At 34.2% G+C, this 23,320-nt stretch carries 20 protein-coding genes and 3 riboswitches; of the genes, 14 read left to right on the top strand and 6 right to left on the bottom strand.

The features are described 5' to 3' along the window. Positions 1-2 precede the first annotated feature (2 nt). The gene (locus tag GC105_RS04070; RefSeq protein ID WP_152801991.1) at positions 3-692 is read right to left on the bottom strand and encodes an MBL fold metallo-hydrolase; all 690 of its coding nucleotides are present in this window, start codon (positions 690-692) and stop codon (positions 3-5) included. A gap of 206 nt (positions 693-898) precedes the next feature. Between GC105_RS04070 and GC105_RS04065 the strand changes: the two genes are divergently transcribed. The 8 genes from GC105_RS04065 (at position 899) to purD (ending at position 12,189) form a co-directional block, all read left to right on the top strand. Beyond that, positions 899-4,633 (top strand): phosphoribosylformylglycinamidine synthase, encoded by a 3,735-nt coding sequence (locus GC105_RS04065; protein WP_152801989.1) that lies wholly within the window; start codon positions 899-901, stop codon positions 4,631-4,633. A gap of 230 nt (positions 4,634-4,863) precedes the next feature. Further along, positions 4,864-5,358, top strand: a complete 495-nt coding sequence (gene purE / locus GC105_RS04060; protein WP_152801987.1) for a 5-(carboxyamino)imidazole ribonucleotide mutase — start codon at positions 4,864-4,866, stop codon at positions 5,356-5,358. A 70-nt stretch (positions 5,359-5,428) separates the two neighbouring features. Next, positions 5,429-6,133 (top strand): phosphoribosylaminoimidazolesuccinocarboxamide synthase, encoded by a 705-nt coding sequence (gene purC / locus GC105_RS04055; protein WP_152801985.1) that lies wholly within the window; start codon positions 5,429-5,431, stop codon positions 6,131-6,133. A 12-nt stretch (positions 6,134-6,145) separates the two neighbouring features. Then, the gene (gene purF, locus GC105_RS04050) at positions 6,146-7,540 is read left to right on the top strand and encodes an amidophosphoribosyltransferase (protein ID WP_152801983.1); all 1,395 of its coding nucleotides are present in this window, start codon (positions 6,146-6,148) and stop codon (positions 7,538-7,540) included. 126 nt (positions 7,541-7,666) lie between these two features. Further along, complete coding sequence (purM, locus tag GC105_RS04045) at positions 7,667-8,698, top strand: phosphoribosylformylglycinamidine cyclo-ligase (RefSeq protein ID WP_152801980.1); 1,032 nt, start codon at positions 7,667-7,669, stop codon at positions 8,696-8,698. Beyond that, positions 8,689-9,294 (top strand): phosphoribosylglycinamide formyltransferase, encoded by a 606-nt coding sequence (gene purN / locus GC105_RS04040; RefSeq protein ID WP_152801978.1) that lies wholly within the window; start codon positions 8,689-8,691, stop codon positions 9,292-9,294. Before purM ends, purN begins: the two co-directional genes overlap by 10 nt. A gap of 19 nt (positions 9,295-9,313) precedes the next feature. After that, a complete protein-coding gene (gene purH / locus GC105_RS04035; protein ID WP_152801976.1) occupies positions 9,314-10,846 on the top strand; it encodes a bifunctional phosphoribosylaminoimidazolecarboxamide formyltransferase/IMP cyclohydrolase in 1,533 nt (510 codons plus the stop codon). A 95-nt stretch (positions 10,847-10,941) separates the two neighbouring features. Continuing rightward, on the top strand, positions 10,942-12,189 hold the full coding sequence (purD, locus tag GC105_RS04030; protein ID WP_343029945.1) for a phosphoribosylamine--glycine ligase: 1,248 nt from the start codon (positions 10,942-10,944) through the stop codon (positions 12,187-12,189). Positions 12,190-12,327: 138 nt separating this feature from the next. Here the strand turns inward: purD and GC105_RS04025 are convergent, their stop codons facing one another. From GC105_RS04025 to GC105_RS04005, 5 genes are all read right to left on the bottom strand, one after another. After that, on the bottom strand, positions 12,328-13,113 hold the full coding sequence (locus tag GC105_RS04025; protein WP_152801973.1) for an ABC transporter ATP-binding protein: 786 nt from the start codon (positions 13,111-13,113) through the stop codon (positions 12,328-12,330). After that, complete coding sequence (locus tag GC105_RS04020; RefSeq protein ID WP_246169711.1) at positions 13,113-14,066, bottom strand: FecCD family ABC transporter permease; 954 nt, start codon at positions 14,064-14,066, stop codon at positions 13,113-13,115. Before GC105_RS04020 ends, GC105_RS04025 begins: the two co-directional genes overlap by 1 nt. Positions 14,067-14,301: 235 nt before the next feature. Then, positions 14,302-15,798, bottom strand: coding sequence for an ABC transporter substrate-binding protein (locus tag GC105_RS04015; protein ID WP_152801969.1), 1,497 nt, complete (start codon positions 15,796-15,798; stop codon positions 14,302-14,304). Between the two features lie 350 nt (positions 15,799-16,148). Next, positions 16,149-16,345: riboswitch (cobalamin riboswitch) on the bottom strand. 12 nt (positions 16,346-16,357) lie between these two features. Next, positions 16,358-16,765 carry a tRNA (N6-threonylcarbamoyladenosine(37)-N6)-methyltransferase TrmO gene (tsaA, locus tag GC105_RS04010; RefSeq protein ID WP_152801967.1) on the bottom strand — a complete coding sequence of 136 codons (408 nt, stop codon included), beginning with the start codon at positions 16,763-16,765 and terminating at the stop codon, positions 16,358-16,360. 7 nt (positions 16,766-16,772) lie between these two features. Further along, positions 16,773-17,228, bottom strand: coding sequence for a MarR family winged helix-turn-helix transcriptional regulator (locus tag GC105_RS04005; protein ID WP_152801965.1), 456 nt, complete (start codon positions 17,226-17,228; stop codon positions 16,773-16,775). Between the two features lie 204 nt (positions 17,229-17,432). On the opposite strand from GC105_RS04005, the gene GC105_RS04000 reads away from it, so the two are divergent. From GC105_RS04000 to GC105_RS03975, 6 genes are all read left to right on the top strand, one after another. Then, positions 17,433-17,651 (top strand): hypothetical protein, encoded by a 219-nt coding sequence (locus GC105_RS04000; protein ID WP_152801963.1) that lies wholly within the window; start codon positions 17,433-17,435, stop codon positions 17,649-17,651. Between the two features lie 83 nt (positions 17,652-17,734). Then, the gene (locus tag GC105_RS03995; protein ID WP_152801961.1) at positions 17,735-17,977 is read left to right on the top strand and encodes a TIGR03943 family putative permease subunit; all 243 of its coding nucleotides are present in this window, start codon (positions 17,735-17,737) and stop codon (positions 17,975-17,977) included. A 120-nt stretch (positions 17,978-18,097) separates the two neighbouring features. Continuing rightward, positions 18,098-18,297: riboswitch (cobalamin riboswitch) on the top strand. A 622-nt stretch (positions 18,298-18,919) separates the two neighbouring features. Further along, complete coding sequence (gene cobK / locus GC105_RS03990) at positions 18,920-19,717, top strand: precorrin-6A reductase (protein WP_152801959.1); 798 nt, start codon at positions 18,920-18,922, stop codon at positions 19,715-19,717. A gap of 28 nt (positions 19,718-19,745) precedes the next feature. Further along, positions 19,746-19,942, top strand: a riboswitch (cobalamin riboswitch). A 284-nt stretch (positions 19,943-20,226) separates the two neighbouring features. After that, positions 20,227-20,922: an NEAT domain-containing protein gene (locus GC105_RS03985; protein WP_193708277.1), complete on the top strand. Its 696-nt coding sequence runs from the start codon at positions 20,227-20,229 to the stop codon at positions 20,920-20,922. A 356-nt stretch (positions 20,923-21,278) separates the two neighbouring features. Continuing rightward, entirely contained in the window at positions 21,279-22,331 is a 1,053-nt protein-coding gene (locus GC105_RS03980) for an ABC transporter substrate-binding protein (protein WP_193708276.1), read from the top strand. Continuing rightward, positions 22,321-23,316 carry a FecCD family ABC transporter permease gene (locus tag GC105_RS03975; protein ID WP_152801955.1) on the top strand — a complete coding sequence of 332 codons (996 nt, stop codon included), beginning with the start codon at positions 22,321-22,323 and terminating at the stop codon, positions 23,314-23,316. Before GC105_RS03980 ends, GC105_RS03975 begins: the two co-directional genes overlap by 11 nt. Positions 23,317-23,320: the final 4 nt, after the last annotated feature.

Below are 23,320 nucleotides of genomic sequence, written 5' to 3'. Positions count from 1 at the left end.
TACTATACAGAATCATTAAAAATTATTTTGTTTTCTTTATCAACCAGGATTAATGCAGAATCTATTAGGGAAATATTATACTCTAAACCTTTATAAAAATTATAATCGCCAAAGGAGTGCATTGGGATTACATATTTTGGTTTTACAACTGTGATAAAATAGTTGATTGCCAAATACGCATGTTCTTTTAATCTAGGATCAACAGGGATAAAAGCGAAATCAATAGACTCATCTTTTAATAGTTCAACTTCTTTTTTAAAGCTAGACTCTTCTATTTTTAATTTATCATTATTCATCTTATCTTGCCAGTGCCACCAATTTAAATCACCACTGTGAAAGTAACTTTTTCCATTTAATGAAACTAAATAGGAATTACCTAAATCTGTTGAACCATAGGCATTAATTTTCACATCGTCTAATATACTTTTTTCATAATTATCCAAAAATAATATTTTATTGTTATCAGGTAAGTTTGATGAAATATCTTTGCTAAATATAAATTTGGCATTTTCATTACCATAAAAATGTTTAATTACCTGTGGATTAAAATGATCTTTATGAGAATGGCTTGCGAAACAATAAATATTTTTATATTCTTTGTCTGTTGGCAAGTCAGAAATTGCATCAAATATTAATAATGTACTTTTATCCTCAACTAAAAATCCACTATGAGATAAGTGTTGTATAATCATGGACTAATCACCTCTTATTATAATAATAGCATAGGATTAAGTACTAATCTATTATAATAACTATTTTAATAAAATCATGGGAAAACTATTCGCTAATATATTAATTTAATATTTATAGCGTTTTTTTTACGTATAATAATAAAAAACTTGAAAAAATTATTCGGATAATTTAATATAAATATATAAAATAAGAAGAGGTGATAGGCATGATTTCACATATTAGAAGAGTTTACGTAGAAAAAAAACTAGAGTTTAATGTAGAATCCGAACGATTGCTAACTGAACTAAAAGAAACTTTAGGAATTATCGGGTTAGAAAATATACGAATTATAAATAGATATGACTTTATGGCTGAGGACAATATATATGATCAAATAAAAGGTTTAATATTATCCGAACCTAATGTGGATTTAGTATACGACGATGATTTACCGAAAAAAACGGATGAAAGGATTTTGGCTATACAGTATTTGCCAGGTCAATACGATCAAAGAGCTGATTCGGCACAGCAATGTATACAAATTCTTGTTGAAAATCAGGACTTAAAAGTAAAAGTTGCCAAAGTGATTTTATTAAAAGGGAAAATAAGTGGAAATGATTTTTCTAAGATAAAAAACTATTGCATTAATTCAGTAGATTCTAGAGAGGCTGATTTAGGTCTTCCGCAAAATTTGGTAGATGATTTTGAAGATCCTCAACCAATTAAAATCGTAAATGGTTTTATAAATTTTAATCAAACGAAACTTGCTGAGTTTAAAGATACTATGGGCTTTGCCATGAGTTATGAAGATATATGTTTTGTAAAAGAGTATTTTGCAGTTAGCGAAGAAAGAGATCCCACTATTACAGAATTAAAGGTGATAGACACTTACTGGTCGGATCACTGTAGGCATACAACTTTTTTTACAGAGATACAAGATATTCAAGTTGAAGATGGATTATATAAAGATGTAGTAGAAAATACATTGAAAGAATACGTATCTTCTCGTGAATATATACAAACAAAAAAGCCAATAACCTTAATGGATTTAGCAACAGTTAATGGTAAACAGTGTAGAAAAATGGGGTTATTGCCTGACCTAGATATATCTGATGAGATTAACGCTTGCAGTATAGAAATTGATGTGGATAAAAACGGAACTAATGAGAAGTGGTTACTTATGTTTAAAAATGAGACACATAATCATCCTACTGAAATTGAGCCTTTTGGTGGTGCGGCAACGTGTTTAGGTGGAGCAATTAGAGACCCCTTGTCGGGGAGAAGCTATGTGTATCAAGCTATGAGAATAACTGGAAGTGGTGATCCAAGAAAATCTATTCAAGATACTTTGCCAGGCAAACTATCACAAAGGAAGATATCTAGAGAGGCTGCAAGAGGGTTTAGTTCATATGGAAATCAAATAGGTTTAGCAACAGGACAAGTTGTAGAGATCTATCATGAAGGATATGTAGCTAAAAGAATGGAAGTTGGAGCTGTAGTAGGAGCTACGCCAAGAGAGAATGTCTATAGAAAAGTACCTGTAGAAGGTGACGTTATTTTGCTTATAGGCGGAAGGACAGGAAGGGATGGTTGCGGTGGAGCTACAGGGTCTTCAAAAGTTCATACAGAGGACTCATTATCCCTTTGTGGAGCAGAAGTGCAAAAAGGTAATCCGCCAGAAGAGAGAAAAATACAACGATTGTTTAGGAAGCCAGAAGTTACTAAATGCATAAAAAAATGTAATGATTTCGGTGCAGGAGGTGTGTCTGTTGCTATTGGTGAGTTGGCGGATAGCTTGGAGATTAACCTTGACTCCATACCTAAAAAATATGAAGGTCTAGATGGTACAGAACTAGCTATCTCTGAGTCCCAAGAGAGGATAGCTGTAGTAGTAGAATCAAAAGATGTTGAGAAGTTTATTGCTTATGGAAATGAAGAGAATTTAGAAGTAACGGAAGTAGCAAAAGTAACTGCTACTGGTCGATTAGTGATGAAATGGAGAAATCAAGTAATATTAGATTTAAGCAGAGATTTTTTAGATACTAATGGAGCCAAACAATACGCAAATGTAGTTATTACATCGCCTAATAAATTAAAAACTGAAGTAGGAGTTAAGCGATTTTCATATAAGGATAAAGTTATTGCCATGTTACAAGATTTAAATATCTGCTCACAACAGGGATTAGGTGAGATGTTTGACAGTACAATAGGAGCAGGTACAGTTACTATGCCTTATGGGGGGAAATATGCACTAACACCAGCTGAAGGGATGGCAGGTAAGATACCAGTATTAGAGGGTGATACTAATACATGTAGTTTAATGACTTATGGATACGATCCAGAGTTATGTGAATGGAGTCCTTATCATGGAGGTATCTACTCAATAGTTGAATGTGTTTCGAAAATAGTAGCAATGGGTGGAGATTATAAAGAAATTAGATTGAGTATGCAAGAGTATTTTGAAAGACTTGGTAATGATCCTAAAAAGTGGGGGAAACCATTCAGTGCATTGTTAGGAGCATATCATGCTCAAAGCAAATTAGGTATTGCAGCAATTGGAGGAAAAGACAGTATGTCTGGGACATTTAAAGACTTAACTGTTCCGCCAACTATTATCGCCTTTGGCGTAGCTGTAGATAAAACAGAGAATATTTTATCACCAGAGTTCAAAAAAACTAATTCAGTAGTTTATTTGCTAGATATACCAAAAGATAAAAATTGCATTCCAGATTTCTCAAAAATGAAAGAAGGATATGAAAAAATAAAGAAATTGATTGATCAAGACGAAGTGCTATCAGCAAAAACCGTTTTAAAAGGCGGTGTTGTAGTGGCAATTAGTAAAATGAATTTTGGAAATAAGATTGGATTTGTCTTTGATAAAAATATAGATGATAAATTAATATTTAGTGAAAATATCGGAAGCATAATCTTAGAAGTAGATAAAAATTCTAAGGTAGATTTAACAAATTTTATTAGATTAGGTGTAACAACTTCAGAGCCGATTTTGCAAATTGGAAATGAGAAGCTTGAAATTGATGAAATGATTGAAGAGTGGAAAAAAACTCTTAATAAGGTTCATCCAATTAAAGAAGATATTTTAGGAGTTATAAAAAACTTAAACTTTTCCACAAGTTCAAAACGGTATACGGGTGTGAAAACTCCTAAACCAAAAGTGTTTATACCAGTTTTTCCAGGTACAAATTGTGAGTATGATTCTATAAGAGCTTTTGAGAAAGCTGGAGCTGATATTTCTACTTTAGTATTTAAGAATCTGTCTGCTAGCGATATTCAAGAATCCCTAAAATTGATGGCTAAAGAGATTTTAAATTCTCAGATTCTTATGATGCCAGGCGGATTTAGTGCTGGAGATGAGCCGGATGGGGCAGGTAAATTTATTGCCACCATATTTAGAAATCCTTATATATCACAGTCAGTAATGGAATTGCTAAATAAAAGAGATGGATTGATATTAGGTATTTGTAATGGCTTTCAAGCGTTGATTAAACTTGGTTTAGTTCCCTATGGAGAAATTAGGCTATTAGATAAAAACTCACCTACCTTAACTTATAATAAAATTGGTAGACATATTTCACGAATGTCAAATACTAAAGTAGTATCTAATTTATCACCATGGCTAAATAAAACTAACTTAGATGATGTTCATACAATTCCTATGTCTCATGGAGAAGGGAGATTTGTGGCCGGAGAATACATGTTGGATCAACTAATAAAAAGTGGACAGATTGCTACGCAATATGTAGATTATAATGGAAATGCAACTTATGATGGTTTATATAATCCAAACGGTTCTGTATACGCGGTTGAGGGCATTACAAGTCCTGATGGTAGAGTGTTCGGCAAAATGGGTCACTCTGAAAGGATCTGCAAAGATATTTATAAAAATATTCCAGGTAATAAAGATCAAGGTATATTTTGTGCAGGTGTAGAATACTTTAAATAAAATACGAACAATAAATTTGAAAATATTATAAATAACAATTTTTATAGTTGATAACACGTACTATTTCTGATAAAATTAAATTAATAAACGTATATTAGATGCATAAAGACTAGAATCGACATTTTGAAGCCTTTAGCAACTAAAAACTAAGGTAAATAAATAGAGTACATGTGAGTTATAGGTAAAGAAAGTTATAAAAAATACAAAATAATATTATGAGGTGAAAATCAATGCCAAGAATAGCAATAGTCATGGGTAGTGATACAGATTATCAAGTTGTGAAAGAAACTATAACCATATTACGAAAATTTGAAGTAGAAGTAGACGTAAGAGTAATTTCCGCTCATAGAACACCAGAACTAGCTTTTGAATACGCAAAGAATGCTGAAAAAGATGGTATCGAACTAATTATTGGCGCAGCAGGAAAAGCAGCACACTTACCAGGTGTATTAGCTGGTATTTCACCATTGCCAGTTATCGGATTGCCTATTAAATCATCTACAATGGATGGATTAGATTCACTACTTTCTATCGTACAGATGCCAGTAGGAGTGCCCGTTGCAACAGTAGCTATTAACGGTAGCGTTAACGCAGGGCTATTAGCAGTACAAGTTCTATCAGTAAAATATCCTCATCTTAGAGATGCCTATAGAAAATATAAAACAGAATTAGCTGACCAAGTAGTGGAGAAAAATAAAAATGTACAAGAAATGATGGCAGAATAATAAGAGTGTAATAAATAGCCCACTTGGACACAAAACTTAAATAGCTAAAGTATAATAATTGGAGGTTCCCATGGAAAAATTAGAAATGCTATACGAAGGAAAGGCAAAGAAAGTATATAAGACAGATAAAGATGATCGTTATATTGTAGAATATAAAGATGATGCTACTGCATTTAATGGACTTAAGAAGGGTTCAGTACACGATAAAGGCGTCGTAAATAACAAAGTTAGCAGCATTATTTTTGCTATTTTAGAGGAAAAAGGGATACCTACTCATTTCATTTCTTATTTAAATGAAAGAGAACAACTTGTGAAAGCAGTTGAAATTGTACCTGTAGAAGTAATTATTCGCAACTTAGCTACAGGGTCTATTATTAAGAGATTGGGTATTGAGGATGGGTTAGTTTTTAAAGAGCCTGTACTAGAATTCTGTTACAAAAACGATGACTTTAACGATCCAATTATCAATGAATATCATGCAAAAGCCATGAATCTAGCGACAGAGTCAGAACTTGCTAAAATCAAAGAATATACTTTTAAAATTAACGATATGCTTATTGAGTTCTTTAAAGATAAAGGCCTTCGATTAGTAGACTTTAAATTAGAATTTGGAAGATACAAAGGTGATATTATTTTATCAGATGAAATTTCACCAGATACTTGTAGATTATGGGATATTGAAACAAACGAAAAAATGGATAAGGATAGGTTTAGAAAAGATTTAGGGAATGTTGAAGAAGCATATAAAGAAGTACTGCAAAGACTGAACATTTAAATGGAGGTCTCAATGATAAATTTCGATGATGATAAAATAAAAGAAGAATGTGGAGTAGCTGGGATCTTTAGTAATCAGGAAGATGAAGAAGTATCGCGTTTACTTTATTATTGTCTTTACGCTCTTCAACATAGAGGTCAAGAAAGTGCTGGAATCGCTACTAATAAGGGCGGTAAAATAAGCAAATGGAAAGAAAATGGATTAGTTTCAGATATTTTTAGAGGTGATGAAATCCTAGATAGCCTTAAAGGAAATATTGGAATTGGCCATGTTAGATATTCTACATGTGGTGATGGAGATATTAGAAATGCACAACCTTTAATGGTTAACTATAAGACAAGTCAAATTGCATTAGCACATAATGGAAATTTAGTAAATGCTAAAGCTTTAAGAGATATGTTAGAAGATAGTGGGGTAGTATTTCAAACAGACATTGACACAGAAGTAATAGTAAATCTTTTTGCTAGAAGCTTAAAAGATGGCCTCGTCAACGCGATTAAAAGGGTTGTAGAGATTATAAAAGGTGCATATGCAGTAGTTATCACTACTGAAGATAAATTGGTAGGAATACGAGATCCTCATGGACTAAGACCATTATGCCTTGGTAAAACAAAGACCAGCTATGTTTTAGCATCTGAAAGCTGTGCTTTAGACGCAATCGGAGCAGAATTAGTCAGGGATATCGAACCAGGTGAGATTGTAGTTATTGACAAAGATGGAGTTAAATCCTTTCAACAAAACAATTGGGTAAAGAGAAAATCTTGTATATTCGAATTAATATACTTTGCACGTCCAGACTCAGTAATAGACGAGAGAAGTGTTTATTTGTCTAGACATAATGCTGGAATCATCCTTGCAAAAGAAAATCCAGTTGAAGGTGACGTGGTAATAGGAGTGCCAGATTCAGGAATACCAGCAGCTATCGGTTATGCCAAAGAATCAGGAATACCATACGGCATGGGCTTAATTAAGAACAAATACATCGGTAGAACTTTTATCCAACCAAATCAGAAACTGCGTGAAGAAGGCGTTCGTATAAAGTTAAATGCTTTAAAAGAAAATATTGAAGATAAGAGAGTTATTATTATTGACGATTCAATCGTAAGGGGCACTACTTCAAAGAGACTAGTTGAAATGCTAAGAGAAGCAGGAGCGAAAGAAGTACATTTTAGAGTGAGTAGCCCTCCAGTTGCCCATACTTGTCATTTTGGCATAGATACTCCTTATAGGCAACACTTAATAGGAGCAACCCATTCTGTAGAGGAAATAAGAAAAATGATAGGTGCAGATACACTTGGGTTTATATCTGTTAATGGATTAGTAGAGTCTGTTGGTGGTGAAGACAAGTACTGTAAAGCCTGTTTTGATGGAGATTATCCTATGGAAGTACCTATTATGTATGATTGATATATCACTTTGCAGGGTTTAACTATTGGATCTAGTAAAATAACTTAAATAGGCGGCATGACTTAGGCTGAATCAAATACAAAAGCTATAGCGGCCGTCTTCATTAAGATTGGAGAATCAAACTATATGAAAAAAGTAACGTATAAAGATGCTGGTGTAGATATAGAAGCAGGTTACGAATCCGTAGAAAGAATTAAAAAACATGTTAAAAAGACGTTTAATTCTAATGTGATTTCGGATTTAGGCGGTTTTGGAGGCATGTTTGAATTGCCTACTGGCTATGTAAAGCCTGTTTTGATTTCAGGAACAGATGGTGTAGGTACAAAACTTGTTATTTCACAATTAATGGATAAACACGATACTATTGGAATTGATTGTGTTGCTATGTGTGTGAACGACATTATCTGTCAAGGAGCAAAACCTCTGTATTTCTTAGATTATATTGCTTGTGGCAAAAATAAACCTAAGAAGATTGAAGAGATAGTTAAAGGTGTAGCACAAGGTTGCATAGAAAGTGGTGCAGCTCTAATTGGTGGAGAAACAGCTGAGATGCCAGATATGTATACACAAGATGAATACGATATTGCAGGTTTTGCTGTAGGAATCGTTGAGAAAGATAAAATAATTACAGGACAACAAATTAGTGAAGGAGACATTATAATTGGAATTCCTTCTAGTGGCATTCATAGCAACGGTTTTTCATTAGTGAGAAAGTTATATTTCGAATCAAACAATTACAATCTAGATCAGTACATTGAAGAATTCAGTGGTACTCTTGGTCAGACTTTATTAACTCCTACAAAAATATACTATAACTCTACTTTAAGTGCTATTGCTCAATGTAATATTAAAGGCATCTCACATATTACAGGTGGTGGCTTCTATGAAAACATTCCAAGAGTACTTCCAAAAGGACTTACTGCAAATATATATAAACAGAGAATCCCCAAAATGCCTATATTTGAAACAATTCAAAAGTTAGGCAATTTAGAGGATGAAGATATGTACTCTACCTTCAATATGGGTATTGGGTTGATTATGATAGTTTCACCTGATGAAGTTGACAAGGTAATGACATATATTAGATCTAGTAGAGAGGAACCAGTAGTTTTAGGAGAAATTACCGAAGGTATACAGGGAGTAGTGTTATGGCCTTAAAAAAAATTGCTGTGTTTATTTCAGGTGGAGGCTCTAATCTTCAAGTTCTAATAGATGAGATACATCAAAAATATGGTGAAATAGTATTAGTGCTATCTAGTAACTCAAATGCACATGGATTAATGAGAGGAAAAAATAATGAAATTAAATCTATTGTTTTTGATTCAAAAGAAAGTGATTTTGACGAAAAGGTAATTGCTATATTAGAAGAAAATCACGTAGATTTTATAGTATTAGCAGGATATCTAAAAATAATATCATCAAAATTAGTTAACAAATACCCAGGTAAAATTATAAATATACATCCATCTTTAATACCTAGCTTTTGTGGTGCAAATCATTATGGACTGAAAGTTCATGAAAAAGCCATCGAGTATGGGGTGAAAATTAGCGGTGCTACAGTACATTTTGTAGACGAAGGAGCCGATACAGGGCCTATAATTATGCAAAAGACAGTTAGTGTAGATTATGAAGATACGGCAGAAACTTTACAAAAGAAAGTGTTAGATATAGAACATTATATATTATGTGTAAGTGTTAAAAAGATGTGTGAAGATAAACTCATACTTAAAGGTAGAAAAGTAAAAGTATTATAGTAAAATAGGAGGTATAATTATGAGAGCGTTAATTAGTGTATCTGATAAACAAGGTATTCTACCCTTTGCGAAGAAGTTAGTTAAGATGAACATAGAAATCATATCAACAGGTGGAACTGCTAAACTTCTTAGAGAAGCGGGTATTGAAGTATTGAAGATTAGTGACATTACAGGGTTTCCAGAATGTCTAGATGGTAGAGTCAAAACACTTCATCCGAAAATTCACGGTGGGATTTTAGCAATGAGAGAAAATTTAGATCATCAAAGACAGTTAGAGGAACTAGAGATTACGCCAATAGACATTGTAGTGGTTAATCTATATCCTTTTAAAAACACTATAGAAAAAGAAAATGTAACACTAGAAGATGCCATAGAAAATATAGACATTGGCGGGCCTACTATGCTCCGTTCAGCTGCAAAAAATTATACAGATGTAGCAGTTATCACAGATCCAATAGATTATGACGTGGTAGCAAATGAATTACAACAGAGTGGAAAAGTATCAGCGGATACGAAATATGGATTAGCATTAAAAGTATTTGAACATACATCTCAGTACGATACTATGATTGCTACTTATCTTAGAAAAAGAAAAGGCGCAAAAGAATATCCTGCAACTCTGACACTGTCCTTTGAAAAAGTACAAGATTTAAGATATGGAGAAAACCCACATCAAGTTGCTGCTTTTTATAAGGATGTAGAGAAGTCAGAAGGAACGTTAATCAATGCAAATGTACTCCACGGAAAAGAACTTTCGTATAATAATATTAATGATACCAATGGTGCGCTAGAGATACTAAAAGAATACAATGGGGAACCAACTATAGTGGCTGTAAAACATGCAAACCCTTGTGGAATAGCAAGTTCTCAGACGATTTTAGATGCATATATAAAAGCTTATGAATGTGATCCTGTATCAATATACGGTGGAATTATAGCATCAAATAGAGAAATTGATAAAGAGACTGCAATGAAAATAAATGAGACGTTTATTGAAGTAATTGTGGCGCCTTCTTATACAGAAGAAGCATTACAAATATTAAAACAAAAAAAGAACATTAGAATACTTTCGTTGCTAAATATTGAAAAACAGTGTTATGGAATGGAATATAAGAGAGTGCTTGGTGGAATATTGGTCCAAGATAGGGATGAGAAATTACTTGATGGTGAACCAAAATGTGTAACAAAAAGACAACCTACTCCGCAAGAAATGGAAGACTTATTATTTGCATGGAAAGCAGTGAAAAATACGAAATCAAACGGTATTAGCATTGCAAAAGGCAAGATGCTAATAGGTAATGGTCCAGGGCAAGTAAGTAGAATTTGGGCCCTAGAAAATGCTATTAGACAAGGAAAAGAAAAAGTCATAGGAGCAGTTATGGCATCAGATGCATTCTTTCCATTTGAAGACTCGGTAGAAGCAGCAGCAAAAGCGGGAATTACCGCTATAATACAACCAGGAGGATCTGTACGAGACGAAGCATCTATTTTACTATGTAACGAAAAAAACATAGCAATGCTTTTCACAGGTATGAGACATTTTAAACATTAAGAAGATAAAAATATAGATTACTAAACCGATAATAAATAGTACATGCCAGTCATTAGTAAAGAATAAACTAGAAACTATAAAGGAGGAAAATTGCCGTGAATATTTTAGTCATAGGCTCTGGAGGTAGAGAACATTCATTAATATGGAAAATAGCTCAGAGTCCAAAGGTGAACGAAATTTACTGTGCTCCGGGAAATCCAGGAATCTCCGAATTCGCTAAATGTGTTGATGTTGCAGTAGAAAACATAGATGACATTATAAAATTTGCAAAAGAGAAAAGTATAGACATTACAATAGTTGGACCAGAAGTGCCATTAGTAATGGGTATAACAGACAAATTTAATGATGAAGGATTGCAAGTAATTGGACCAAATGTTACTTGTGCAGAATTTGAAGGTAGCAAAGCCTTTACCAAAAAGTTTTTAGATAAGTATAATATCTCTACAGCAGCTTATAGAGAGTATACAGATCTAAATGAAGCTTTAAAAGGATTAGAAGAATTCGACATCCCTGTAGTAATCAAAGCAGATGGACTAGCAGCAGGAAAAGGTGTAGTTATAGCTCAAACTAAAGTTGAAGCAAGGCAAACTTTAAAAGACATGATGGAATCACTGGCTTTTGGAGATGCAGGTAAAAAAGTAGTGATAGAGGAATTCTTAACAGGAATAGAAGCTTCTATACTGTGTTTTGTAGATGGTAAAACTATTGTCCCAATGGAAAGTGCCCAAGATTACAAGAGAATCGGCGATGGAGATTGTGGTAATAACACTGGAGGTATGGGTACATATTCACCAAATAGATTGTTTAATGATGAATTGAATAAAATTGTAAAAGATCAAATATTAGATCCTATTATGAGTGGATTTATAGCTGAAGGGCTTGATTATAAAGGTATCTTATTTATTGGACTCATGATCGAAAACAACACGCCAAAAGTTCTCGAATTTAATGTGAGGTTTGGAGACCCAGAAACTCAATCAGTACTCAGGAGATTAGAAACAGATATTATAGATATATTTGAAAGTATTATTAATAGTACTTTATCAGAGCAAGAGATAAAGTGGAGCAATAAAAGTGCAGTATGTGTAGTGCTAGCGTCAGGAGGTTACCCAGAGACTTACCCAAAAGGGATGGAAATTACAGGTCTAGGACAAATACAAAGTAGTATCGTATTCCACGCAGGCACTCAAAATAGAGATGGTAAAATAGTAACTGATGGAGGACGTGTCCTAGGAGTAACTGCCATTGGAGATACTATTGAAGAGGCTAGAGGTAAAGTTTATGAAGATATTAAAAGAATAAGTTTCGAAGGTATGCAGTATAGGACTGATATTGCTCGATAGATGATATGTGATACTAATTGTACAGTATAATATATATGAGCTGAAGGTACGCCCTGCCTTAATAAAGTTTTGCTTTATTAAGGCAGGGCGTACCTTTAATATGTAAAGTCTAAGGGGCAGATATCAATCGTATGAGTATTACACATTGTGTACTGAAGATACTGGAGCTATTATGGGAATATCTTTATCATCATAAATCAAATTAGCTATGACACCATATACTTCTTCTAGCATTTTTGAAGTGATTACTTCACAGGGTTTGCCTGAGTTGTATATAGAACCATTTTCATCTAATACAACGATATGCTGCGCATACCTTGCTGCAAGGTTAATATCGTGTAAAATAACAATAATATCAACGTTTTGTTTATTCACTATTTTCTGAAGAAGTTGACATAGTTCTAATTGCTTTTGTAAGTCAAGGGAATTTACAGGTTCATCTAGTAGAATTAATTTAGGCTTTCTCACCAATGTCTGAGCTATGAATACAAGTTTCTTTTGTCCTCCACTTAATTCACTAAAATTCCTGGTTGCCAGAGAAGTAATATTTAAAGACGCCAGTGTATCCATGACAATATTCAAATCTTCTTCAGACACCTTGTGCCTAAGCTCAGGCAATCTACCTAATATAACCATTTCTAAAACTGTAAGTGTAGATATTTCCATATCCATTTGTGGTAAATATGACATTAACTTGATTTTATCCTCGATATTCATAGAAGTAATACTGACTTTGTTGTATGATATATTCCCTTTATAATCCAGTAAACCAAAAATTGATTTAATCAGTGTAGATTTTCCTGCTCCATTAGGGCCTAAGATGACATTAAACCCTTTGGCAAAGCTAAGATTTAAATCGTCAAATACCTGGTGTGATGCTTTATTTTTTTTATATGAAAAACTTAAATTATCTACAGTAATCATTACATACTCCTCATTTTACTAAATATTATGGTAATGAAAAAAGGAATTCCTATTACTGAGGTTACTAAACCTATAGGGAGTATAACACCTCTTATAATGAGCTTGCTCACTACAAACGCCAGGGACATTACAAAAGCGCCTGTTAAAGCTGAAAGAGGCATAAAAAATCGTTGATCTTCACCTACGAGCTGTCGGGCAATATGAGGTGCAATAAGGCCAATAAATCCAATAGTACCTACAAAACAAACTGCTATGGCAGATAGCAAAGATGTGATGAAGATAACTGTTCTTCGAACTTTTGCAGTGTCAACACCTATACTCCTCGCTTTTGTATCATCAAGAGTCATTGCAGTTAGCTTCCACGCATTTTTAAAGAGAATAACAAAACATATAATTAATACAGCTAATACTATATAAAATTTACTCCATGTTGTTTTGAGTAGACTTCCAAAATTCCAGAAAATTAAACTTTGTAGCTCATCTTCATTTGCGATGTACTGTAAAATCATTGTTAAGGAACTAAAAAGAAAATTTAACGCAACGCCAAATAATATAATAGCAGTTTTACCAATTTGCCTCTGGCGAGAAAATATGTATATGGCAAAAGCCACAAGTAATGCAAATGCAAATGAATTAGCTGTCACAACCAAGGTATCTGAAACATGGAAAAGATTAGCGTTTAGTATCAATCCCATAGCTGCCCCAAATGAAGCTGCAGCAGAAATACCTAAAGTATAGGGACTTGCAATAGGATTACGAAGTATCGTTTGAATTTCACAGCCGCCAACACCTAAAGAAGCCCCCACAACTACTGCCATAAGGGCCATAGGTAGGCGTATGTCCATAATGATCATTTTATTATGTCCATCTCCTGCCCCTGTAAATAATACGTTTAATATTTCGTGAACAGATATGTGAGATGAACCGATTGAGATATTCAGTATTACCAGCAACCCTGTTACTATAAGTAGGGTGAAAATCAATATAATTCTTTTCTTTATTAGGTTGGTATATAGTTTTCTATTTTCACTTACTGCTTGATTAATTTGATATCACTCCTTATAAGAAAATTCTAAATAGTGAACATAACAAAAGAACTCTGGCTGCCAAAAAAGTATATTGGCAGCTAATGCAACGCTATGCTTGGTGTTGCAACATATGAACAGAGTTAATTTGATGCATTTCTAATTATTTAATGTCTTCAAGATTTATTAACCATGTGGTAATATCGCTGTCAAGAAGCATAAATTTATCAAAAAACTCATTGAGGATCTCTTCTGGATCAATATCTGAAAATTCATCAGGATAAAGTATTTTTGCCATTTCCAGGCAAGGATAGAATGCGTATATGGATCTGTTTGTTGCGTGGGCAAATTCGTATAAGTTACCATTATTAACAGCTTTTAAATTAATCCAACCGGTTCTGTTAATAATATCAAATCCATATGGAGAAGTTTCTCTAAGACTATCCAGCCATCCATCATTAATTCCGCTGAGAAATATGTAGTCTGGATCAGCTTTGATTACATATTCAGGATCAAGAGTATTACTGCTGCCAGAGGAAGATGCGGTATCTAGAAGAATCTCATCTGCAATATTATCGCCACCGGCGATAGCAATGGGAAAACCCCATCCAGAGTCACTTGTTGCTGTACTCCCATAGATTTCAGAATATCCAGATTTTTCGTAATATACAGTAGGCTTGTCTTTGCGTTGAGCAAGATTTTTTGAAGCAATCAATTCATATTGTTTATCAACAAAGTCTGAAACTTCTGTAGCTTTCTCCTCCTCTTGGAATATTTGACCAAGGAGTTTCATTGTTTGTTGAACAGATTTATCCATTTTTTCCCCAGGAACATCTATAAGAACAATCTCAATTCCTGCTTCTGATAGCAGGTCTTCTACTTCTAATGCATATCTATGTGCTGCCATTGCAGAATTTACGATGATAACATCTGGATCCATGCTCAAGATCATTTCCAGGTCAAAAGGAGAATTGTGGTCGGATATCTGTCCCAGATGTTCTGCATAATCACCTATTATGGGGGCGTATAATTCCTCGTATTTTTGTATACCTCCGCCACCGTCTTGGCCTGAACCTACAAGCATATTAAAAGCATCTTCTCCTTTAAGGGGTATGATATAATCGATAACATCCATGGTGCTGATAGCGTAGGATGAAATGGGTAAATTAATAGTTACTTCTCTGTTTTTAACATCCGTTATTGTTATGGTATCTGTTGTTTGTTTCTTTTCAGGCATTGTATCTTTATTGATCTTAGCAGATGCTTCTTCACTTTTTACCTCTTCAGCGGTATAACCGTAGTTTGATAAGTCTGTTCCAGCCTTCTCCAACGAGTCTGCAACAGCATCTATTATAGCATTGCTAGTGACAGTAGCCCCAGAAACAACATCTACATCCAACGACTGAGCTTCAATAATATATTCGGGAATTTTCTCAATAGCTATAGTTCCAATTCCTTCAGTTTCTGTATTCTCAGCTATAGAAATATTAATAATTTTCCCGTCTTGATCAACTTCAGTTGTTGCCTGAATATCTCCGTGATAACCTGTTGCTGTGCCTGTATAACTGCCAGCTTCGATAGATGCACCGCAGCCGCTTAAAAAAATAATCACTGTTATAATTAGAAATAAAGCGATGTTTGTTTTTACTCTTTTTTTCATATTTTTTCCTCTCTTGTCTTTATTTTTTTACATTCGTAATCCATCCACAATTTTTTCTAAGTTGTATTTGTGCACCTCCCTATAACTTTAGTATATATTTACACAGGTTGATTACCTGTTGTAAACGTAATAAGCAGTAAAGTATCTTTGCAAGAAAGCTCTATAATTTCATTTAACGTATTATCCATTAATATAGTAATAGGTGATTTCTGTATTGGATACACGATAAAAGCAATAAAAATAAAACCTCTCAACGAATTGTTAAGAGGTTTTGAAATAAACTTATATTCAATATATAGGAAAAAAAGCTATGATTGTCCTATTACACCTCTCTATCACTCGTAGAGTCTTTTCGTGTGCTAGAACAGGCAGGTTTTCTGGCTCAAGTTTCATTGTCTCCTCCTGCCTTTTTAAATTGTGGCATTCATGGAGGGACTCTTCTATTACAGCGGCGGGACCGCGTGGGTTTTTCACCCATCTTCCCCTTTAATCATTTATTATTTTTCTCTTCAAAAGAATAAATGATACCTATTCTATATATTCAGTTTTTAAGATTCAACTATATTTTAGGGTTTAGCTCCTCATCATAGGGTTTGATATCGAGTACAGGGGTACCGTCGATCATGTCTACTCCTTGAAATTCTATTGTTGTTCCATGAATTTTAGTAAATTTTACAATGGAGAATCCTATCCCATTTGGCCTGTTGGGAGAACGAGTGGAGAATATCCCCCTCATCTTACCGGTTTTATGGGAGATAGTCTTTAATGAATAACCTTCGGATTCATGGAAATAGAATAATATTATACCATAGGAACCTTCATGAATATCTTCAATTCCCACTTCATATTCATTCAACAATTGTATGCTTGCACTTATTCCTTCGGAGATTGTTGCTTGTTTGGGAATGTGTTTTTTTTCTTTAAAAGGAGATTGTATATACCCTATAGGTTTCATCAAAATATCCATAATAACATCACTTTCCTTTCCCTTGAGTCTCTCTGTACGCTATAATATTATCTAGCATTCTATAAAGGAGGATCCTTGCCATTTCTTTTTCTTCCGGAGTAAAATCTTTAGATAATATTTTATTCAAGTCCTTAAACACACAATGAAATTCTTCTTCAAAAACACGAGACTTATTTGTTACGTAGATCCGTTTCTTTCTAGCATCTTTGGGATCTAATTGTCTATATATGTAATCTTCATCTTCAAGTAATTTTAAAGCTCTCGCAGTGTTGGCTTTGTCAATATGTAGGGTGTCACTTAATTCCTCCTGAGTAAGTCCATCTTCATTGAATAATAATTGGGTTAAGAAGTTCCATTGTCCTTTACCAATATTGTATTTTTTTATATTTTCGCCTATATAAGTTTGACTGTATCTGTATATGGCTGAAATAGCTTTGATTAAAGATTTTTTCTTTTCTTTCATAGTTCTATCCTCTTTCCATACCTATGTTCATATGTTAGCAGAACTTGGTTGCTATCGCAACTGTTTTTTTACGGTATTTTTTATGCTAATAAAATTATTTAAAATTTCTCTTTGAGCAATACTTTACTAAAATTAGTTTTTCTCGCAAATTAATAATTAATGTAAATACAAATAAAATGCGTTTACAGTGGAAGCCAATCTATCGTGGTAACTCGAGTAGGACTTGTAATTATATCTGCAATATTGATTGGTGTAACCTTTGAAATTTGGCGCTCCCGGCAAAAGGTATTAACAGGTAGATTTGCCGGGTTTATGTGCAGCTGCGGTTGCTATGAAGAAATGGAAACAATGACGTCACAAAAGGATAAGATTAATCTGTTCATTCTCCATTCCCAGGCAGAATTCTTTGATGTAGGAAAATAATCCTTGGTTTGTCGAGCTTTTTAATAATAAGGAGAAGTATGATGGTTATCAAATTACGATAAAAGGGTTTGTTTTTAAAGATCATGAAGAAGGATAACGAATTTATACCTGATCGTATGATGATGTGTTGTTGTGTTGCTGACTTAATACCAGTTGGTGTTATATGTAAATACGATAAGGTTTCAGAGCTGAAAGTGGACACTTGGGTAACAGTAGAGGGAGTCATTCATATAGGTCAATACATGGGATACGATGAACCACAGATAAAGGTGACAAAAATTTCACCTGCCGAGAAGCCAAAACAGGATTATTTATCCATGATATAAGAGTTTGAAGGTGGTAATATTGAAAAGTAGTTTAAATAACCATCCATGTAATTAATTCTTGAAATATATCTTTCATCGTGACATGATTTGTATAATGTGATATAGTAAATACATAAAAACTATATAAAAAATGAAATAGGTGTCGGTTATGATTTTTACGAGTAAAATTATAAATCGATTAAAAGGAAAGATGGGTGAAATGCCCACGCGGTCCCGCCACTGTAAGAGAGGAGTCCCTTTAGGAATGCAACTTCCATTAGGAATGCATAAGGAGACGATGATGCTTGAGCCAGGAGAACTGCCTATTTTTAGACACGAGCAACTCTACGAGTGATAGAGGGTGTACTAATGAAGCATGCTATTTTTTTTAGATAGATTCTCATTGTATTGGGTTGCCAATCAATGGGGATCTTTTTTATCGTGAAGACAACGAGCAAAGCGAAAAGAACTTTTCGTAGGCTTATTTATCTAAGAAAGTCAAATAGCTTGCTAATTTGACTGTAGTAGGTAAATAAGCCGTAAATGAAAACTTGTTTTCATTTGGCGACTATCCGCGTAACAAGAAACTCGCGAAGCGTGTTGCTAGTGGTCGTGAAGACAAAGACTTAGCTTGCTAAAGTCAAACTATAAATCATATGAAAATAATACGTCAAAGACGTAGACATTTGGCGACTATCCGCGTAACAAGAAACTCGCGAAGCGTGTTGCTAGTGGTCGTGAAGACAAAGACTTAGCTTGCTAAAGTCAAACTTTCAATCATATGAAAATAATACGTCGAAGACGTAGACATTTGGCGACTGTCCGCGTAACAAGAAACTCGCGAAGCATGTTGCTTGTGGTGATGAAGACAAAGAGCAAAGGGATAGCTTGCAGTTATTTGGCGAATGACCACGTATTATTGTGGATTGTGTCCAATACTGAATTAGAAAGTAGGAGGATTAAATGAGTCAGATATTAGTGATAGCCGGAACAGCAGAAGCAACGAATATTATTAATAAATTATTAGAAATAAATGTAGGTGTGATTGCAACTGTTACAACGAGACTGGGAAGTGACTTATTAAAGAATATTAAGAGATTGCACATATATGAAGGCAGAATGACCCAAAAAAATTTAAGTGATTTAATTATTCAAAACGATATTATCTGTATTATTGATGCTTCGAATCCTTTTGCTACTGATATTTCCCAAAATGCAGTGAGCGTATGTAAGAAAAACAAGATACTCTATAGTCGGTTTGAACGTGAAGAAACTCTAATTCAAGGAGAGGATATTATTCGAGTAAAAAGTCATGAAGAAGCACTAGAACGATTGCTTACACTTCAAGGAAATATCATGTTGACTCTAGGTAGTGGTAAAATAGATATCTTTACTAAAATACCAAATTACAAAGAAAGAGTATTTTTAAGATTACTACCTGATGGGAAGGTAATTTCAAAATGTGAAAAACTAGGATTTAACGCAAAAAACCTAATTGCTATAAAAGGTCCTTTTGCTGAAGAATTAAATATTCAACTCTTAAAATACTGTAATGCTTCTGTTTTGGTGACCAAGGAAAGTGGGAATACTGGAGGAACCATCGAGAAAATCAATGCTGCGAGAGTACTGAATATTCCTGTGATTATGATTGACAGAACTCAAATAGAATATGAAAACAAAGTGACTTCTGTAGAGGAAATGATTTGTTTTGTAAAGACAATTCAATCATCCTATAGAAATGAAAATATAGAAGTAGGATAAAGAAGAAAGATTACATATGGTATTGCAAATAACTATATAGAAAATAGGTGTCGATCATAATTTTATGATTAAATTATGGATCGGTGAAAAGAGAAGATGGGTGAAAATCCCACGCGGTCCCGCCGCTGTAAGAGAAGAGTTCCTCTAAGAATACCACTTAATAAGTAAGGTAAGAGGAGACGATGATGCTCGAGCCAGAAGACCTGCCTGTTTTGAAACACTGTAACTCTACGAGTGATGGAGGGGTGCTATTATGATAGATCAATTATATCTATCTGGGTAAAACCTTTCAACTAATGTGTTGAGAGGCTTTTTATATTTAAATGTCATTCTGAACGAAATGGAACTATCGTTACATGAAGGAGTAAGACAAGCTAAGCTAAGATATAAGTTGAATCTAAAAGTAATTATCTAGCTAAAACGAACGAACGGGATGCTACAGCTAAGTTTCTATTTATATATTAATGGGACAGCTGATATCAAAAAACAAATTTAAAGGGGGGAATAGCATGTCTATTCTAATTAAAAGAAAAAGATTTTTTATTTTATCACTATTAATGGCTCTAGTATTAATGGTCTCCATTATACCTACAGTTCAAGCAGCAACAACTTTGGCAGATGGAACTTATGAAATTAATGTTAAGGTATTTAAAACTGGGACGACAGAAGATTCTTTAAGTAAAAATTCTGTTACAGAGAAAGCCAAGCTAATTATTTCAGAAGGTAATATTCAAGCGCAAGTAGCTTTTAAAAATACAAGTCTACAGGATATTACAGTTGGTGGAACTCTAGCTACAGTTGTTTCAACAGAAGGAGAATGGACAACCTATCAATTTACTATTTCCAATGAAAATGAAACAGTACCTGTAAGTGTGCGAGTGATAGCAATGGGAATGGTTCAAGTAATTGACATTGCATTCCAAGGAAGTACAGCTAATTTAATACAAGAACCAGTAAATGAGACGCCAATAGAAGAAGAACCAGTAAATGAGACGCCAGTAGAAGAAGAACCAGTAAATGAGACACCAGTAGGAGAAGAACCAGTAAATGAGACACCGGTAGAAGAAACTACTAACACAGAAGGTACTGAAAAAGTAATATCTCCCAAAACGGCTGATGATTTTAATACCCTATTACCTTTAAGTATTTTGATATCTATGATCGCATTATACAGTGTTGTAAAAAGATTAAAAATTCAACAATAATTACATGGAGAGGGCATATCTCAGGTCTGCTCTCTTTCTATCCATTTATCCGGCATTAACAGGTACTAAGACTTAAGACTTCTGACATAGGTTGCCCGGGTTTCTAGCTCCATTCAGTCACTACAAAGCACGCCAACCCTGACAGGGTCAATACCATTCAATTTCTCTTGCCTTTCAGGCTAGATAAATTAGGTATTGTTCCTACTTCAAGATTTCAAGATGATTATAAAGCTAAGTGGGGGATTAAGTGTCTGTAAAAGCCCGATTGACTCTACTAATATTTAGTAGGAGATGAAGAAAACCCCTACTGAATAATGTTTCGTTTTATCGGACATATAGAAGGGAGGACAATATCAATGTGGATAAAGAAGATCAGCTATATGGGTGCAATTCTGATTTTATTAATAAGCATTACCAGTTGTGCAAAACTCTCTGGCGTTAATGCTTTAAAAGCTACGGAGAGCAAAGAAAAATCTCAAGAAATAAATTCTCCAATTATTGTGGAAGGAGAAACCTATCCCTTAAGAGTAATAGATTTCCTTGGTAAGGAAATTCAATTAGATAAAAAACCAGAAAGGGTAGCGGTACTATCAGGTACACCTTTAAATATTTGGTATAGTCTAGGCGGAAAGTCTATTTGCACTTCAAATATATCTGAAAATATAAAGTTAATATCCAATTATAAGGATGAAATTGGAAGCCTTCCTACTGTTGGAGCAGTTTATGCTGTTGATATGGAAGCTATTATTGATCAAAAACCGGACTTGATCATTTCTCAATATGGTCCTCAAACCACTCAATCAGAAAAGCTAAGGGAAATGGGATTTCAAGTGATCAGTACACAAACCAAAACTTATGAAGAGGTATTATCCATTTATAGGGCATTTGGAAAAATATTAGATGCACAGGAAGAAGCGGAAGAAATCATTAGGAAATTAGAAGAACAAAAAAATAATATCATTAAAAAGTTACCTCAAGAAGAAAAGACAGTAGTAATTCTTTATGTGACATCTAATGCTCTTTCTGTAAAACTAGATAATAGCATTGCAGGGGACATTTCAAAAATGTTAAATCTAAAAAATATAGCCAGCGAGTTACCTCCTGATACCATAGGCTCTGAAAATACGCCCTTGGATATTGAATATATTGTAGAAAAAAATCCTGATTACATATTGGTAACGAGTATGATTGCCAACAATGAAGTTGCAATAAAAACAATGGAAGATCAATTCAAAAATAACCCCGTATGGAAAGGCGTACAAGGGATAACAGAAGGAAGGGTGATTTATTTACCTCAAGAGTATTTCCTGTATAATGCAGGTCCATATTATGGAGAAGCTATCGAATACATGGCTAGGGCAATCTATCCTGAGATATATGGAAATCTAGGTGATTGGTATGGAAAATGAAGAGTCTCTAAAAGACAAGAAAGGATATAAAATAAGTATTATTGTCATTATTGCACTTCTATTGGTATTTGGTTTTATATTAGGGAATGCAAAAGGAACTATCTCATTAAATGTGGAGCGTATATTTGAGGTAATCATGAATGATGACGGTAGTTCAGATAGGATGGTCATATGGAATATACGTTTGCCTAGAATGATATTAGCCGCTTTGGTAGGATGTAATCTTGCTTTATCTGGCGCTATTTTACAAGGAGTCATGAAAAATCCCTTGGCTGACCCAAGTATTATTGGTATTAGCAGTGGAGCAGGTCTGTTTGCGATTGTGATCCTAGTGATTTTTCCTCAATATCAACATTTGGTACCTTTAGTGGCTTTTTGTGGTGCTATGCTTGCAGCAATTATTATTTATATATTAGCGTGGAAGGGGGGGATACAACCCACACGAGTTATACTTGCAGGAGTTGCTGTTTCGGCTCTTTTTGGTGCAGGAATCTCGGGTACCCTAGTTCTATTCAGCGATCGGGTACATGGGGCACTTACTTTTATGAATGGAAGTCTTTCTTCTAGGAGTTGGCCGGAAGTACAAACGATTTTACCTTATACGATTATTGGTATGATTTTGGTTGTTATATTTGCTAATAAACTAAATATTTTAGTATTAGGGGATGATGTTGCAAGAGGTCTAGGGTTAAATGTAGAAGTAACGCGAATTGGGTTTACAGCTTTAGCTGCTCTTATGGCTGCAAGTGCCGTCAGCGTAGTGGGTCTTTTGGGATTTGTGGGATTGATCGTACCACATAGTGTTAGACTGTTGTTGGGTAACGATTATAAGTATATGTTTCCGGCCTCGGCTCTTTTAGGTGCAACGTTAGTAATATTTAGTGATACCTTTGCAAGGACTGTGTTCAGTCCAGTTGAAATCCCCGTTGGAATTGTTATGGCAGTGTTGGGAGCACCGTTCTTTTTATACTTACTAAGGAGATAAGCTT

This window comes from Alkalibaculum sporogenes, assembly GCF_009362815.1.
In the GTDB taxonomy this organism is placed as follows: Bacteria; Bacillota; Clostridia; order Eubacteriales; family Alkalibacteraceae; genus Alkalibaculum_A; species Alkalibaculum_A sporogenes.
Note: the sequence above shows the minus strand (reverse complement) of the source record. Positions and strands in the feature narration are given on the sequence as shown.